The organism is Chryseobacterium sp. JV274 (assembly GCF_903969135.1).
Taxonomy (GTDB): domain Bacteria; phylum Bacteroidota; class Bacteroidia; order Flavobacteriales; family Weeksellaceae; genus Chryseobacterium.
The window spans coordinates 4,570,597-4,586,305 of record NZ_LR824569.1 but is presented as its reverse complement, the minus strand read 5'-3'; the positions used below and the strand labels follow the sequence as shown (position 1 = coordinate 4,586,305).

At 36.1% G+C, this 15,709-nt stretch carries 13 protein-coding genes; 8 read left to right on the top strand and 5 right to left on the bottom strand.

Annotated elements, in window-relative coordinates; genetic code table 11:
• Nucleotides 1-105: 105 nt before the first annotated feature.
• From CHRYMOREF3P_RS21220 to CHRYMOREF3P_RS21210, 3 genes are all read left to right on the top strand, one after another.
• Nucleotides 106-1,008: an ABC transporter ATP-binding protein gene (locus CHRYMOREF3P_RS21220; protein WP_077415385.1), complete on the top strand. Its 903-nt coding sequence runs from the start codon at nt 106-108 to the stop codon at nt 1,006-1,008.
• Nucleotides 1,009-1,010: 2 nt separating this feature from the next.
• Nucleotides 1,011-1,856 carry an ABC transporter permease gene (locus CHRYMOREF3P_RS21215; protein ID WP_077415387.1) on the top strand — a complete coding sequence of 282 codons (846 nt, stop codon included), beginning with the start codon at nt 1,011-1,013 and terminating at the stop codon, nt 1,854-1,856.
• A 125-nt stretch (nt 1,857-1,981) separates the two neighbouring features.
• Nucleotides 1,982-2,608 carry a hypothetical protein gene (locus CHRYMOREF3P_RS21210; RefSeq protein ID WP_180565456.1) on the top strand — a complete coding sequence of 209 codons (627 nt, stop codon included), beginning with the start codon at nt 1,982-1,984 and terminating at the stop codon, nt 2,606-2,608.
• Between the two features lie 43 nt (nt 2,609-2,651).
• On the opposite strand, the gene msrB is transcribed toward CHRYMOREF3P_RS21210, so the two are convergent.
• The 5 genes from msrB to CHRYMOREF3P_RS21185 all read right to left on the bottom strand — a co-directional run bounded on the left by msrB (nt 2,652) and on the right by CHRYMOREF3P_RS21185 (nt 6,138).
• Nucleotides 2,652-3,749 (bottom strand): peptide-methionine (R)-S-oxide reductase MsrB, encoded by a 1,098-nt coding sequence (gene msrB / locus CHRYMOREF3P_RS21205; RefSeq protein ID WP_180565455.1) that lies wholly within the window; start codon nt 3,747-3,749, stop codon nt 2,652-2,654.
• A 17-nt stretch (nt 3,750-3,766) separates the two neighbouring features.
• Nucleotides 3,767-4,210, bottom strand: coding sequence for a DUF417 family protein (locus CHRYMOREF3P_RS21200; RefSeq protein ID WP_180565454.1), 444 nt, complete (start codon nt 4,208-4,210; stop codon nt 3,767-3,769).
• A 79-nt stretch (nt 4,211-4,289) separates the two neighbouring features.
• A complete protein-coding gene (locus tag CHRYMOREF3P_RS21195; RefSeq protein ID WP_077415393.1) occupies nt 4,290-4,559 on the bottom strand; it encodes a hypothetical protein in 270 nt (89 codons plus the stop codon).
• A 5-nt stretch (nt 4,560-4,564) separates the two neighbouring features.
• Nucleotides 4,565-5,119 carry a sigma-70 family RNA polymerase sigma factor gene (locus tag CHRYMOREF3P_RS21190; RefSeq protein WP_077415395.1) on the bottom strand — a complete coding sequence of 185 codons (555 nt, stop codon included), beginning with the start codon at nt 5,117-5,119 and terminating at the stop codon, nt 4,565-4,567.
• 104 nt (nt 5,120-5,223) lie between these two features.
• On the bottom strand, nt 5,224-6,138 hold the full coding sequence (locus tag CHRYMOREF3P_RS21185) for a DUF2268 domain-containing putative Zn-dependent protease (protein ID WP_139348493.1): 915 nt from the start codon (nt 6,136-6,138) through the stop codon (nt 5,224-5,226).
• Between the two features lie 245 nt (nt 6,139-6,383).
• Here CHRYMOREF3P_RS21185 and alaS point away from each other — a divergent pair, with 245 nt between their 5' ends.
• From alaS to CHRYMOREF3P_RS21160, 5 genes are all read left to right on the top strand, one after another.
• A complete protein-coding gene (gene alaS / locus CHRYMOREF3P_RS21180; RefSeq protein ID WP_077415399.1) occupies nt 6,384-8,987 on the top strand; it encodes an alanine--tRNA ligase in 2,604 nt (867 codons plus the stop codon).
• A gap of 419 nt (nt 8,988-9,406) precedes the next feature.
• Nucleotides 9,407-10,885: an alkaline phosphatase PhoX gene (locus tag CHRYMOREF3P_RS21175; protein ID WP_077415401.1), complete on the top strand. Its 1,479-nt coding sequence runs from the start codon at nt 9,407-9,409 to the stop codon at nt 10,883-10,885.
• A gap of 65 nt (nt 10,886-10,950) precedes the next feature.
• Nucleotides 10,951-12,765 (top strand): cytochrome-c peroxidase, encoded by a 1,815-nt coding sequence (locus CHRYMOREF3P_RS21170; RefSeq protein ID WP_180565453.1) that lies wholly within the window; start codon nt 10,951-10,953, stop codon nt 12,763-12,765.
• A gap of 297 nt (nt 12,766-13,062) precedes the next feature.
• Nucleotides 13,063-15,390 (top strand): DUF5686 family protein, encoded by a 2,328-nt coding sequence (locus tag CHRYMOREF3P_RS21165; RefSeq protein ID WP_232539078.1) that lies wholly within the window; start codon nt 13,063-13,065, stop codon nt 15,388-15,390.
• Between the two features lie 75 nt (nt 15,391-15,465).
• The gene (locus tag CHRYMOREF3P_RS21160; RefSeq protein WP_077415407.1) at nt 15,466-15,702 is read left to right on the top strand and encodes a hypothetical protein; all 237 of its coding nucleotides are present in this window, start codon (nt 15,466-15,468) and stop codon (nt 15,700-15,702) included.
• Nucleotides 15,703-15,709: the final 7 nt, after the last annotated feature.

Sequence of the window (15,709 nt, the reverse complement as noted above, 5' to 3'; positions counted from 1 at the left end):
AATTCTATCAAATTTAATGTATTTACAAATAAATTGACATTGATTTATGATAATTCTGTAACATTATCTAATTTATATAGACTACTACTATGTAAAACAAATTACATGGAAAAGATTTTATCAGTAAAAAATTTGACAAAGAAATTCAAAAGAGTTGTCGTCAACAATATTTCTTTTGATGTTGAAAAAGGAAACGTGTATGGGCTTTTGGGTCCCAATGGAAGTGGAAAATCCACCACTTTCGGAATGCTGCTTTCCACCATCAATCCTACCAGCGGAGACTGGTTCTGGTTCGGTAAAAAAGGAACAAATCCAGAAACTTTAAAAAAGATAGGAGCGATTATCGAACAGCCCAACTTTTATCCTTATCTAAGTGCAGAAACCAATCTTAAAATTGTAGCAGAAATTAAAAATGCTCCCTATTCAAGGATTGATGAAGTTTTGAAAACCGTGAATCTGTATGAAAGAAGAAAAGATACCTTCAAAACCTTTTCTCTGGGAATGAAACAACGTCTTGCCATCGCTTCAGCTATGCTGAACAACCCTGAAGTAATGATATTGGATGAACCGACCAACGGACTGGATCCGGAAGGAATTATTCAGATCAGAGAGATCATCAGCGATATTGCCAAGCAGGGAATCACGATTATTATTGCCAGCCACCTTTTGGATGAAATTGAAAAAATCTGCAGCCATGTCATTGTATTGAAAGAAGGAAACTCCATCTACTGTGGAAGAGTAGATGAAATGACTTCCAACAACGGATATTTTGAACTGAAAGCTGATAATAACATATTACTTTTCAATACATTGAACGAATTACCGTGGTTTAGCTTCGTCAATCAGGACAGGGATTATATTAAAGCCCAGATCCGTGATGATGTGTCAATTTCAGCTTCAGCACTGAATCAGAAGCTGGCGGAAAAAGGGATTTTCTTATCTCATTTGGCCAAGAAAAAACTATCTCTTGAATCACAATTCCTTGAACTTGTAAAAAACACCAATTAGTCATGATAAAATTATTAAAACTGGAATACTACAAAAATCTGAACTATAAGCCGTTTAAGGTTTTTACGATACTTTATTTCGCCATTCTTATTGCTTTGCTTTTCATCGGATTGGTTGATTTTGATATTTTTGGAGGAACCATTAATTTAAAAGAGCAGGGAATTTATAATTTTCCGGAAATCTGGAACTTCACCACATGGATTGTCGCTTTACTGAAAATTTTTCTGGGACTGATTATTGTCTTCTCTATTTCACAGGAATTCAGCAACAGAATGTTCAAGCAGAATACGATTGATGGATTGAGCAGAAAAGAATTTATCACTTCAAAACTGCTGACGATAAGTATTTTCACCATTGTTTCTACGGTGATTGTATTGGGTATCACTATATTTCTTGGTTATCAATATTCAAATACAAAAGAATCAGCAAAAGTTTTTGCTGAGATCTTCTTCATTGGAAATTACTTTGTAAAACTGTTTACGTTCTTCTGTTTCTTAATGTTTCTTTCCATTTTACTGAGAAAATCGGTGTTTGTATTTCTTGCCCTTTTTGTCTTCTGGATTGGGGAAGGAATTTTAACAGCTGTTGAAGTTTTCTCTAAAGTAAGAGGAATGCAGGGGCCGCAGAGAAATGAAGTTCTTCAGAATGACTTTTTTATCACGCATCTTTTGCCGTTGGAAAGTATGTCCAGCCTTATTCCTAATCCTATGATGAGATTAAATATGGTCAAAATGATGGGTGTAAAATATGAATTCCACTACCCTACAGAAAGCCTTATTGCTTGTCTGGTTTGGTCTGTCCTATTCATATTTGGATCGTACTGGATTTTGAGAAAAAGGGATTGGTAGATCTTAATGTTTAGAATTTAAAGATTGAATAATTAAAAATATTTAAAGATTATTTTTTAAGTGGTTCGTTTTCGGATCACTTTTTTTGGCTTAATATTTTCATTCAGTATTGTCAAAAACCAGCCATGAAAAAGATATACTATTTTCCGGGATTGATCAGTGCCCTACTGATTCCTATTCTATTCTGGTATTTTGGAAATCAGAGGGTTCATCTACCATATAGCGTAATGGATCTTGGACTTCCGTCGAAAGTCAGACCCAATAGAACTTTTAATAATACTTTTGAGCCTTACAGAAATTGGAATTATAAAAAGATAATTGTCTCCCCTAATATGGCTCTGCAAAATCAAAAATTGTATGTCTCAGAACTTAAAAAGCTTCAGGCAAGAAATGAGAAAGAATCCGGAATAGAATTTATCATCAATGATGATAATAGTTATCAGGATTTTATTGCTTTAATGGATGCGATGACACTTTCCAAGCAGGAAGTCTTTTGTCTCGATATGGAAAAGACAGGGCATTTTTTTGCTCTTCATGAATATAAAGATCTGCAAAAAGAAATTCGTCCTATTTGTGGCGGAACAGTAGGTGGTATGAGCGATTACAAAAAGAAGCAAACCTTGAATTTAATACAACCTGAAAGTTTTATCAATTATGTTCCCCAACAATCTTTTTATATCATTTTCGGATTTCTAATATTTCTAAATATCTCTATGCTCAGCATCAAAGAAAGATTTCAATTACATCATTAATTCAAAAATAAAAAGGCTGCCATCTGGCAGCCTTCCTTTCACATTACTTTTTATCTAACAACGGAAGATATTTTCCGTATCCTTTACTTTCCATTTCAGCTTTTGGAATAAATTTCAGCGAAGCACTGTTGATACAGTAGCGAAGTCCTCCTTTATCCTGTGGCCCATCTGTAAAGACATGTCCTAAATGGGCATCACCGGTTTTACTTCTTACTTCCACTCTGGTCATTCCGTGGGTACGATCCATTTTTTCATCAATCAAAGCCTTTGTAATCGGTTTTGAGAAACTTGGCCATCCACAGCCGGACTCAAACTTATCTGTAGAAATAAACAAAGGTTCTCCTGTGGTAATATCTACATAAATTCCTTCACGGGTTTCATTCCAGTATTCATTCTGAAAAGGTCTTTCTGTACCATTTTCCTGCGTAACATTATATTGTTCGGCAGTCAGTTTTTCTTTTAAAACTTTCTTATCCTGTTTTTGGTAGGCTGGCTTTGGAAGCGGATTGGCTTTTTTAGCCATTTCAAAAAGTCCCGGTTCAATGTGGCAGTAACCGCCCGGATTTTTATCCAGATAATCCTGGTGATAATCTTCTGCTCTGTAGAAATTTTTCAATGGAATAGTTTCTACCAATAAAGGTTTATTATAGTTTTTCGCCAGTTTCTGAACTTCATCTTTTACAATAGCTTCATCTGTTTTGTTGGTAAAATAGATTCCGGTTCTGTATTGGTTTCCTCTGTCATTTCCCTGCTGATCTTTGCTGGTAGGGTCAATGGTTTTAAAATAAAGGTCAATTAACAGTTTCAGATCTACCTGCTCAGGGGCATACTTCACTTTCACGGTTTCAGCAAAACCTGTTGTATGGCTTACCACCTCTTCATAAGTAGGGTTTTGGGTATTTCCGTTGGCATAGCCTACATCTGTTCCTACAACTCCACGAATCTGTTGAAAAAAATGCTCTGTTCCCCAGAAACATCCCCCTGCAAAATAAATCTCTTTAACGTTTTTACTATCCATAATTTTCTCATTTTCTTTTTTTACTTCCACTTCATTGGGCTTCGTGTTCTTAAAAAGCCCGGATCCTGCAGCAAAAACTGCTATACCCAGAATGATTCCGAGTACGATTAATATATTTTTCATTTTTACCTTTTTATTCATTACTTATTATTTTGAACGATCATTAAGCCAAATCCTAAAAGCATAAGGTCTTTTAAAATAAAGAAATCCGTCACAGGCACTCCATCCACTATTTTCCAGATTCCCGGTGTTGTAAACAAATAGCTTAAGGTTACCAGAAAAGTGACAATCATTCCTATTCCTGCATACTTCTTCAGTACAGCAAATTTCGCACTAAATATCAGGAGTAATGCAATGATAATTTCTATCACTCCGATAAGATTTGACACTGCCTGGGCGCTCATAATCTTATATACGAAAAAAGTTAAGAAATGGTTTTCCACCAAAGGTTTTATGGCGGCTGCTTCTGTAGGGGTAAATTTGAAAATACCTATCCACAGCAAAATAAGAGCTGCTCCGAAGAGGGAGATATAATACCCGGCCCGGGTTAATTGATTTTTAGATTCCTGTACTGTTCCGACCATGTTTTAAGATTTTAATTGAATACTTTATTGTTTTCAATAGTATAGTCGGAGCCTTTTTACAATCCTGACAGAAATTTTCTTAGAAATTTAATTTATCGATCATTTTATTTTTAAAATCCTGAATTTCAGACTCATTAATTTCAGTTTCCTGTTCAAAAAATTTCTTTTTAAAAACTTTATCCAGAAGTGCCAGCTTTTCATTGTACATTCTGCACCATTTACAGATCATCAGGTGCATGCTGAGCATCCGGTTTTCTTTGGCAGAAATAGATTGGGCATTCCTTTTTTCCATCAGTAAAGTAGCCTCACTGCATGGTAAAAATAATATATGTAGTATTCTTCTTATCATTTTTCTTATGATTTTGAAAACCAGTTAAACTCCAGACATTCTCTGAGCTGCATGCGGCTTCTTTGCAAAATCTTCCAAAGATTAGTCGTAGAAACATTCAATTCCTGACTTACTTCCGGTGCTTTTTTTTCTTCGATATAATACATTTTAACCAGGATCTTCCATCTGGCGGGCAATTCTTCAATACATTCCTCCAATGTTTTATTAAAGTCTGCACTGTCTAAAAGTTCATCTCCGCCACCTGATATATTCCAGTCATTTAAAACATCATTTTGTTTCCATGAGCCTGTTCCATCAAAAAAATGATCAAGTCTGATATCAGGTTCAGATTTATACTTTTTTCGGTAAAAATCTGCAACTTTCCTGTTCAGAATTGCCATCAGCCAGGTGAGAGGATTGCTTTTTCCTTCAAAAGAATCATGGGCTGAATATGCCGCAAGAAAAACTTCCTGAACAACATCCTGTGCATCTTCTTTATTAGAAAGTACATACAGTGCCCGCTTCAAAAGCGGTCCGGAATATTGCTCTATCCAGCTTTTCAATTCTTCATCTTTTGTCATGGGAAGGATTTTTTGTCTTATCTCAGATCACAGCGAAGGTAATAAGTTAAGCGGGAAATTGCAAAATTTTCACGTTTTCTCTATTGCCAACCTTATTTAGTATATTATTTCATATAACCTGCCTTTTTAAAAAATGCGTGATGCTCGTTTTTTGAATAATTGATGCTGATGATTTCCTTTAATGCTGCTTTTTTATCTGCAGCCTTTTCATAATAGCTCTTACAAATTGTGTAGCCTACAAAATAGGCAAGATCAGCGGGTTTATCCTTAGAAGAACTTCCATTGTACATCCATTGATCCGTATCATATTGGTACATATCCTTTTTAAATTCCGACCAAAGCTGTTCTTCATGATTCCTGCCATAATCTATGTATGCAATATGAGGAAGATTTCCCAAAAGCTTTTCAGCAATAAAGTCGCAGGAGCCTTCCATTAAAGCCCAGCCTAATAAATCGAGATTACGATATTCTTCTTCATTATTCACTCCGTTGATATAATCCTGCTGTACATGAACCAGTTCATGAGCAATGTTATATTCTGTAGACTGCTTGATTTCCGGATCTGAAAGTGAGGTCAATGCGGTAACTTCTGTTCCTATTAAAATAAATTCACGGGTTGTCGTTCCACCTCTGTTAAAAGTACCTATCACAAAGCTAATCTGAGGGCTGTGAAATGATGGATAGATCTTTTTAAAAGACGTGTACAGCTTTTCTATATCATAATCCTGCTGCGCTATCTCCAACGTTCGTGTACGTACTTTATTCCAACGCTTTGGTATTTTATTAATGCTCTTGACATAATCTGAAACACTCATTGTGTCCATTTTTATCAATGCTTTAAGTGCCGGGCTTGCTTTCTCCAAATACTCTGAATTCATGATTTCCATCTGTTTCAGCGAGTCATTAGATTTCTGTGCCAGGTCATAGGCTTTCCAGAAGTTGGTGACATCCGTATTTGACACTCTTTTTTGGGAATAAACGAATGTGGTTAAGAATAAAAATATGACACTGTATTTCATAGGAAATTCTTTACTCCAAAATAAAACATTTAAATTGATTCCCAAGAAGATATCTTATAAGAATCTTTTCTCTTAGCTATACAAACCTTACAGCTTTACTCAGGGTCTGTAATAAAAGAAACAAATATCCGGCAAACTCAGTCGGGCACCATTCAAAACATAGCATAAAATTATTACAAATCGCTTAAAAATAGTAAATTTGCATCTTATCAAAATTTGATATTAAAAAAAGCAAAAGCAATACTATGACATCACAAGAGATACGTCAAAAATTTTTAGATTATTTTAAAAGTAAAGGGCATCTTATTGTTCCTTCAGCTCCTATTGTGCTGAAAGACGACCCTACCCTTATGTTTTCCAACTCCGGAATGACGCAGTTCAAGGATTTTTTCCTTGGCTACAAAACGCCTACCGCCCCTAGAATTGCCGATACACAAAAGTGTCTGAGAGTTTCAGGGAAGCACAATGACCTGGATGATGTAGGTAGAGATACTTACCACCACACCATGTTTGAGATGCTAGGAAACTGGTCTTTCGGGGATTACTTCAAAAAAGAGGCTATTGCTTTTGCCTGGGAATTACTGACTGAAGTATACGGAATTCCAAAAGAAAATTTATACGTAACGATTTTTGAAGGTGATGCTTCTGAAAATCTGGACAGAGACCAGGATGCTTATGATTTCTGGAAATCTCACATTTCAGAAGACCGAATCATCAACGGAAATAAAAAAGATAACTTCTGGGAAATGGGTGAAAGCGGACCATGCGGACCGTGTTCAGAAATCCATGTTGACTTGAGAACACCAGAGGAAAAAGCTAAGGTTTCAGGACTTGAACTGGTAAATAATGACCACCCTCAAGTTGTAGAAGTATGGAACCTGGTTTTCATGGAATTCAACAGAAAAGCTGACAAATCATTAGAAAAACTTCCAGCTCAGCATGTAGATACAGGAATGGGCTTTGAACGTCTTTGTATGGCGCTTCAAGGGAAGTCTTCCAACTATGATACAGACGTTTTCACACCGCTTATTTCTAAAGTTGAAGAACTTTCAGGTAAAAAATATACGGGAATTTTAGAAGACGAAAAAGATATTGCCATCCGTGTTGTGGTAGATCACATCAGAGCGGTTTCTTTTGCTATTGCAGACGGACAGCTTCCTTCAAGCGGAGGTGCGGGTTATGTAATCAGAAGGATCTTAAGAAGAGGAATTTCTTATTCTTACAGATTTTTAGGGATGAAAGAACCTTTCCTTTATAAACTTGTAGCAGTTCTTCAGGAACAAATGGGGCCTTTCTTCCCAGAGCTTGAAAAGCAGGGAAAACTGGTTACTGAAGTCATCAAAAGTGAAGAAGATTCATTCTTAAATACGATTGAAACAGGATTAATCCGAGTTGAAAAATTAATTCAGCAAACTATTGCAGACAATCAAAAAGTTTTACCTACTCTTGAGGTTTTCGAATTGTATGACACTTATGGATTCCCAGATGATTTAACAAGAATCATTGCAGAAGAAAAAGGATTAACCATTGATGAGGAAGGGTTCGAAGCTGAAAGAGAAAAGCAAAGAAAGCGTTCTCAGCAAGATTCTGCTCAGAAAGTATATGACTGGGTAAACCTTGAATCAAAACCTGAAACATTTGTAGGATACGATCAGACTGAATCTGAAACCTATATTACAAGATACAGAAAGGTAGAAAACAAAGACGGGGAATTTTACCAGGTAGTATTGAGTAACTCTCCTTTCTACCCTGAAGGAGGTGGACAGGTTGGAGATAAAGGTGTTCTTGAGAATGCTGTTGAAAGCTTTGAAGTATTGGAAACCAAAAAAGAAAACGGATTGATTATTTCGTTGATCAGTGGACTTCCGAAAGATGCCGGTGCTGTTTTCTATGCTAAAGTAAATGCTTCTGACAGAAAAAATTCTCAGGCAAACCACTCTGTGACTCACCTTCTGCATGAGGCTTTAAGAGATGTTTTAGGAACTCACGTAGAACAGAAAGGTTCTTATGTAGGTCCTGATTATCTTCGTTTCGACTTCTCTCATTTCAACAAAATGACTGAGGAAGAATTGGCATTAATTGAAGAAAAAGTAAACAAAAAGATCAAAGAAAGTATTGCGTTACAGGAATTCAGAAATATTCCGATTCAGGAAGCTTTGGAGAAAGGAGCAATGGCTTTATTTGGTGAAAAATATGGTGACAGTGTGAGAATGATTCAATTCGGAAGTTCAAAAGAACTTTGTGGAGGAACTCACGTGAAAAACACCAGCGAAATCGGTCATTTCAAAATCACTTCTGAAGGTTCTGCTGCTGCAGGAATCAGAAGAATTGAGGCTATTTCAGGAGATAAATCAGAAGAATATTTCAACAATCTTGAAAAACAGATCACTGAACTTTCTCAATTGCTAAAGTCCAAAGATGTTGTAAGATCTATCGAAAAACTCATCGAAGAAAATGCTTCATTGAAAGCTGAAGTAGATGCTCTTAAAAAGGAAAAAGCAAAAGGAGAAATCGGTGAATGGAAGAATGCTTATGAGCAAAAAGGCAACAAGCAGCTTTTAGTAAAGAAAACTTCTCTGGATGCAGGTTCTGTAAAAGACATCGTATTCCAGTTGAAGAGAGAAATTCCTACTTCGGTAACGATTATCCTTTCTGATGCAGATGGCAAACCAATGATCACCGTTGGAGTTTCTGATGATCTGGCTGCAGATTATCAGGCAGGAGCTATCGTAAAAGATCTTGCAAAAGAAATCCAAGGCGGTGGCGGCGGAAACCCGGGTTTTGCAACAGCAGGTGGTAAAAACCTTGAAGGTCTGGAAAATGCTTACCAGAAAGCTTTGAATATATAAGAATAGAATACCTATTATAAATTTTAGAACAGGCTGTTTCATTTTTGAGACAGCCTGTTTCTGTTTTAATCATTATTTTTTTAACGCTAAGGATCGCAAAAAGACTCATGCTATCATAAATATTTCCGATTGCAAAGGCCGTTACACTCAGCCGTGAAATGATTGCGTTTTTTGCTAAATAGAATACCTTTGCAAACGAAAAAAGTAGGTATCTAAAAGTCTTAGCGTCTCTGCGTTATAATATTCCATTCCTTATTAATCAGATATTCATCAAAATCTCTCTATTTATATCCGTTCTAATTATTGACCTTACCTTAACAAATCATTACCTAATCTTAAACTATTTGTTTTGTCTTCTTAAAACTTAGTTAACACTAGACCTCTAGTTTTGTCGTAATCGAAATTCAAAAAATATAATTATGAAAATTAACAAAACTATTGGAGCCCTATTCCTTGCAGCTATTGTTTTTCAAGGCTGTAATGATGACAATAACGGGGATTCCAACACCCCAGCCAATGACAAAATAAAGATTGAAAATTTTTCTAAAGAGCCTGCTTTCGTTTATGGAATGCAAGGTTTTGAAAATTTAAATATTACCACCCTTATTTCCAGCTCTGATGTACTTCCAGGTTCTCCTGACTTTGTTTTTGGAGGTCAGCCGGATGGAATGGGAATTATGAAAGATCCCAACTCTGACGGCTACCTGATGATCACCAATCATGAGATCAAACAGTCTGTATCAAGAGTATATCTGGATAAAACATTTAAGCCTGTAAAAGGAGAGTATATTTTAAACGGAACCGGAGGAATGACGAGATTATGTTCCGCTACACTGGCAACTCCTGAAACTCATGGTTTCAGTGCCTTTCTTACTGCCGGAGAATCTGGTGAAGAAAGTATGGTTCATGCTTTAAACCCTCTGGCGCCGGTATCTCAGGCAGCAGATAAAACAAGAGTAAAACCAGCTTTAGGAAAAGCTTCAATGGAAAATGCAGTTCCACTTCCAAAAGATGTTTCTAATGGAAAATCTTATATCATCATCGGGGAAGACCAGTCTTATTCATCTTCTCATCAGTCTGCAGGACAATTGATCATGTATGTAGCCGATACTCAGGGTGATTTGGATAATGGTAAGTTGTATTCTTTAAAAAGAACAAACAACAACTATACTGAAACGGATATGACGAAAGGAAGCAGCTACGATGTAGAATTTGTAGAAATTCCTAACGCCAAAAATCTTACAGGCGCTCAGATAAATCAGAAAAACATTGATAATAACGCCATCCGTTTTTCAAGAGTGGAAGATGTGGATTATAGAAAAGGAGCTGGAAAAGGAAGAGAAATTTACTTTACCGCTACCGGAGAATCTTCTGACGGTGTGAATCCGAAAGCAGGATTAACAATGTGGGGGAGAGTTTACAAGCTTGTTCTGAACTCCAACAATATGATGACAGGAAAATTAGAAGTTGTTGCTGAAGGAGATTCTAACCCAGGAAATAATCTGATCAATCCTGATAACTTATGTGTTACTGAGAACTTTGTATACATCCAGGAAGACGGAGATTCTTACTATAAAAATGCAAACCACGATTCTTATATCTGGCAACTAAATATTGCTACAAAGCAATATAAACCATGGTTGAACATGAAACATAACAGAAGTGATTCTGCATGGCAGACTGCTTACAACCAATCAGGGGATCTGCAGAAATTCGGTTCTTGGGAATTCGGAGCAATGGTTGATATTTCTGATATCATCGGAGTTCCTAATACCTTCTCTGTCAATATCCACTCACACACATGGCAGCTGGACAAATTTAAAAACCCTGACGGTTCCGGAATCAACACCAATAAAGAAGGTGGACAGATTGTAATCATCAGAAACGTAGAAAAATAGTTTTAATTCCTTCATATCAAATTAAAGTATCAATAGAAAATTTCTGTTGATACTTTTTCATACCTATGAATAAACTTTCAAAATACCCGATTCTTCTTTTCTTATACTGTGCAGCAGCACTTTTTACGCTCTATTACTGTAAAAATGATAAGCAGCAGCCTGTATACCAAGATCTTGGTTCTGTAAAAAACAGGATTATCAAAACCAACAATGATTTTGAAAAACAGATCAATGAACTGAAAGCCCTTGTTGCTGCAAATTCTGATGAAAAACTTCTTCAGGAAAAATTTCAAGACATCAGAAAAACATACAAAAAAATGGAATGGGCTGTAGAATACTTCCTACCCCACTCTGCTAGGTTTATCAACGGTCCTGCCCTTCCTGAAATAGAAATGGATGAGCATACAGAAATAGAACCAGAAGGACTGCAGGTTTTGGAAGAGATGTTCTATCCGTATGATAAGGGGAATAAAGATGAAGTTATCAGAATGCTCAATAAACTTATCAATAAGAGCAATACCATATCAACCAACTTTCAGGTTATTACCGTCAGTAAAGATCAGGTTTTTGATGCATTAAGACAGGAAGCTTTCAGGATTTCCAGCTTAGGAATTGCAGGTTTTGACACTCCTGTTTCCGGAATATTTTTACAGGAAATGCCTTCTTCGCTGGAAGGTATCAAGGAGACACTGGAACAAATTTCCACGGAACGTTCGAAAGACAAAGCATTAAAAAGAATCATTGCAGAAATCAATTCAGCCATTGGAATCCTGAAAAGAAACACAGACAAAAATACGTTTGATTATGTGAGCTTTATCTCTGATCATCTTAATAAGATTACTGCTTTGATGCTGGATTTTAAAAATCAGGAGAAGATTCCGGATGTTGAGGTAACCACTGCTCTGAACAAAAATACGGCTACTTTTTTTGCTAAAAATGCCTTCAATCCCAATGCCTTTACTCCTGGGAAAGAATATGCATTCTCCGAAGAAAAGGCAGCTCTTGGTCATCAGCTTTTTAATGATAAAATTCTTTCCAACAGCAACAACAGAAGCTGTTCCACCTGTCATATTCCTGAGAAAGCATTTACTGACGGGCTTGCCAGGTCGATGTCCCTTGAAAACTCAGAACTGGCAAGAAATGCGCCTTCTCTCAACTATGCAGGATACCAGCATGGCCAGTTTTGGGATATGAGAAAGGATGATCTTGAAGGGCAGAGTTCAGATGTGATCTCCAATAAAGAAGAAATGCATGGTGACCTGAATGTGATTCTGGCAAAAATAAATCAGGATAAAAACTATCAGGCGTCCTTTAAAAAGATTTATCATTCTCCAAAAACAGAGGTATGGCAGCTTCAGAACGTACTGGCAAGTTATATTCGTTCTTTGTCAACATTCAATTCTGCTTTTGATGATTATATGAGAGGAAATAAGTCAGCAATGACGGAAAGCCAGAAGCGAGGTTTCAATCTTTTTGTTGGAAAAGCCCAATGTGCAATATGCCATTTTGTTCCTTTATTTAATGGTACAGTTCCTCCCAATTTCAAGAAAACCGAACAGGAGGTTTTAGGAGCTGCAATCAATGGAGAAAATAAAACATTTGACAATGATCCGGGAAGAGGAAAGTTTCATGAAACAGTACCTTCATTACAACATTCCTTCAAAACACCAACCCTTAGAAACATCAATAAAACAGCTCCTTATATGCACAACGGAGGATACAAAACATTGAAAGAAGTAATGAATTTCTATAACAAAGGCGGTGGAAAGGCTTTTGGATTCAAAGTAGAAAACCAAACACTTTCTGATACTCCGTTGCAGCTTACCGATAAGGAAATAAATGATATTATTGAATTTATGAAGACTTTAGATGATCAATAAGCCATCATAAAATAACAACTGATCAAAAAATTCTTGAACAAACCAGATTCAGGAGTTTTTTTATTGGAAATTTCCAGGAAATGCAGAAAGACTATCTAAGCGTCCTCATCATTTAATTTTATAAGGCGCAAAGTCCATAAAAACATTAGATTAAATCAATGTTATACTATGTTAAAAACTTTTCCAGAACAATAAATATCATTAATTTTGAACTAGTTTTTATACATGAAAAGGGCTTTACTGTTATTGTTTTTTTTACTCAGCTTTTTGGGGTATTCACAATCAAAAATTAAGATTGTGGATGACGCCAGTCAAAAGCCTGTTTTTAATGCAAAAGTGTCATGTGATAACACAATCATTGGATACACCAATCAACAGGGCGTTTTGGAATTTAAAACAGAATGCAAAAACATTGATATTGACGCCGATTCTTACCAGAAAGAAACGATATCAGTGGAGAGCAGTATGGAAATTTCCCTGCTCAAAAAATCTTCAAAAACCACCAGCATTGAAGCTGTAGTTATTGAAGATAAAAGTGATCCCCGGGCTCTGGAAATTCTGAAAAAAGTGAATAAACTTTTTAACGAAAACTCTCCAAAAAGCTTAGGTTCCTATTCTTATAAATCCTATGAAAAAATATCTCTGGATATTGATGAGGACAGCCTTTCACAGTTTAATCAGTATTTCAATGATTTAAACATTTTCAAGAAAAAAAGAGAAAAAGACTCACTGAATAATATTTCCGCAAGAAAAGTATTTTCAAAAAGCAAACTCTTTCTCTGGGAAAGGGCACAGGAGTTTTTATATTCCAAAAAATATGGTGAAAAGATCAATATTCTGGACAACAGAATTTCCGGTCTGAAGCAGCCTATTTATGAAATGATTGCGCTCCAGCAAAGTAACAGGGATATTGTTCCTGAGCAGGTGAAGCCGGAGAACAGAGGATTGTACAGATTCTTTCTTTCGGATACCGTTACTCTTGACGGGAGAAAAAACTTTGTGATCCGTTTCCGTGAAGTCAATTACAAAAAGCCGGACAGAAAGCGAAAGTATAACGGTGCTATTTATGTAGATACGGAAACCTACGGAATCAAAAAGATAGAAAATTTCAGTAAAAATAAAAACGACGGGATCATCACCAGCACATGGGTATTCTATAATAACAAATGGTTCCTTGCCCATGAAAAAACCAAGCTTAAAATGGGTAAAATGGCGATGGACGACAAAGAGCATGCTGACGATAAGAAAACAAAAAAAAGTTTTGGAACCTACGCTTTTCTTACCTCAAAATATTTTGATTTCGAAGCTCCTATCGAAGAGAATCCCAAAGATTTCAAAGGCTATACCTTCTCTGTAAAAAATATTGACGGCCATTCTCTGGACCGGTACAGAACAGAGCCTCTTACTGAAAGAGAACAAAATACCTATAAGACCATTGATAGTTTAGGTAAAAAATATAAAATTGACAGAAAGGCGCAGATCTTATCCGGATTACTGAACGGGCAAATCAGAGTAGGCTCTGTAGATTTCGCGGTGGATGAAATTGTCAATTATAACTCTTATGAAGGCTTCAGATTAGGTTTAAAGGCCAAACTTAATGAAAATTTCAACCCTTATTTTTCACCAGACTATTATTTTGCATACGGGGTAAAAGACAGAAGGTGGAAATACGGAATGGGTCTTGATATGAAAACCTCGCTGGAAAAAAATTCAATTTTCCGATTTGAGGTATATGATGACGTAACAGCATCAGGAGAGTTCAACAGAAAGCTCTGGAATTTCAAAATGAGAACGATGAATTTTGGAAATAACCTGAATAATGATAAATATTTCCATTTCAAAGGAGCCTCTTTATCGTATATGAATGACGTGACCAACGGTCTTACCCTTGCTCTTGCTGTAAGACGAAATACGGAAGCTGCAGAATTTGATTACCAGTTCAGAGACAGAGGGACTTCATACAGAAATTTCAATACACTTTTTACCTTAAAATATTCTCCGAATTCTACCAATATTATGACTCCTCAGGGAAAATCTCTGATCGACCAGAAATATCCTGAGTTGTATTTTAATTATGAGCAGAGCTACAAACTGCTGCAGGGGAACTTTAATTATTCCCGTTTTGATGCTCTTTTTGTTCATAATTTTAAGACTCCCATCGGGACTACTGGTTTCAGACTGTACGGAGGTGCCGTTTTGGGTGAAGCGCCAATCTGGAAAAACTTTACGATGAACGGACTTGCTTCCCCTGGTAAAGATTTCAATTTCAACCTTACCTCTTACCTTGGATTTGCTACCTTGGAGGGAGGAAAATATTATAATGATAGGTTTATTGCATATTACTTCACTCACAAGCTTCCCTTGTATTTCAAGAGTTTCGGACACAATGTTTCCAGCTTTGATTTTGTTCTGAGAGGAACTATCGGAGATATGAAACATCCGGAATACCATCAGTTTAAGTTCAGAAAGCTGGATCATCTGTATCAGGAAGTAGGCTTGGAATGGAATAATTTCCTTTCCAGTTATTTTAATCTAGGTTTATTCTACAGAGTGGGTTATTATGCAACACCACATTTCAGAGAAAATTTTGCTATCCAGTTTAAACTGAAGTTTCTCGAGTTTTAATACCCCATAAAATACAAAATCTTTATTTTTGAACCAGAATTCAGAAATATTCAACGATAATATATAAAAAAGAGCATGCAGAAAATCGAAATCAAAGCAGAACAGTTTTTTGAATTATTAAAATTAAAAGACACTCCGATGTGGGAAATTTTCTCACAGATGATCGATGGGAATGAAAAGGAAATTATCTTTTTAGACAATGAAGACAAGATCCTTTTCACTTACATTTTAGCTTCTACAAAGGAAAAACTGGAAGAAGACAGAAAGGAATTTTCAAAACAGTTTTCAGAGAAATTAGCTAACTTTGATTAAAAGTTTC

Bases quoted from the DNA above. Each gene is read 5' to 3' on its own strand.
- CHRYMOREF3P_RS21220 (WP_077415385.1), top strand. From the start codon at position 106: ATGGAAAAGATTTTATCAGTAAAAAATTTGACAAAGAAATTCAAAAGA.
- CHRYMOREF3P_RS21215 (WP_077415387.1), top strand. From the start codon at position 1,011: ATGATAAAATTATTAAAACTGGAATACTACAAAAATCTGAACTATAAG.
- CHRYMOREF3P_RS21210 (WP_180565456.1), top strand. From the start codon at position 1,982: ATGAAAAAGATATACTATTTTCCGGGATTGATCAGTGCCCTACTGATT.
- msrB (WP_180565455.1), bottom strand. From the start codon at position 3,749: ATGAAAAATATATTAATCGTACTCGGAATCATTCTGGGTATAGCAGTT.
- CHRYMOREF3P_RS21200 (WP_180565454.1), bottom strand. From the start codon at position 4,210: ATGGTCGGAACAGTACAGGAATCTAAAAATCAATTAACCCGGGCCGGG.
- CHRYMOREF3P_RS21195 (WP_077415393.1), bottom strand. From the start codon at position 4,559: ATGATAAGAAGAATACTACATATATTATTTTTACCATGCAGTGAGGCT.
- CHRYMOREF3P_RS21190 (WP_077415395.1), bottom strand. From the start codon at position 5,119: ATGACAAAAGATGAAGAATTGAAAAGCTGGATAGAGCAATATTCCGGA.
- CHRYMOREF3P_RS21185 (WP_139348493.1), bottom strand. From the start codon at position 6,138: ATGAAATACAGTGTCATATTTTTATTCTTAACCACATTCGTTTATTCC.
- alaS (WP_077415399.1), top strand. From the start codon at position 6,384: ATGACATCACAAGAGATACGTCAAAAATTTTTAGATTATTTTAAAAGT.
- CHRYMOREF3P_RS21175 (WP_077415401.1), top strand. From the start codon at position 9,407: ATGAAAATTAACAAAACTATTGGAGCCCTATTCCTTGCAGCTATTGTT.
- CHRYMOREF3P_RS21170 (WP_180565453.1), top strand. From the start codon at position 10,951: ATGAATAAACTTTCAAAATACCCGATTCTTCTTTTCTTATACTGTGCA.
- CHRYMOREF3P_RS21160 (WP_077415407.1), top strand. From the start codon at position 15,466: ATGCAGAAAATCGAAATCAAAGCAGAACAGTTTTTTGAATTATTAAAA.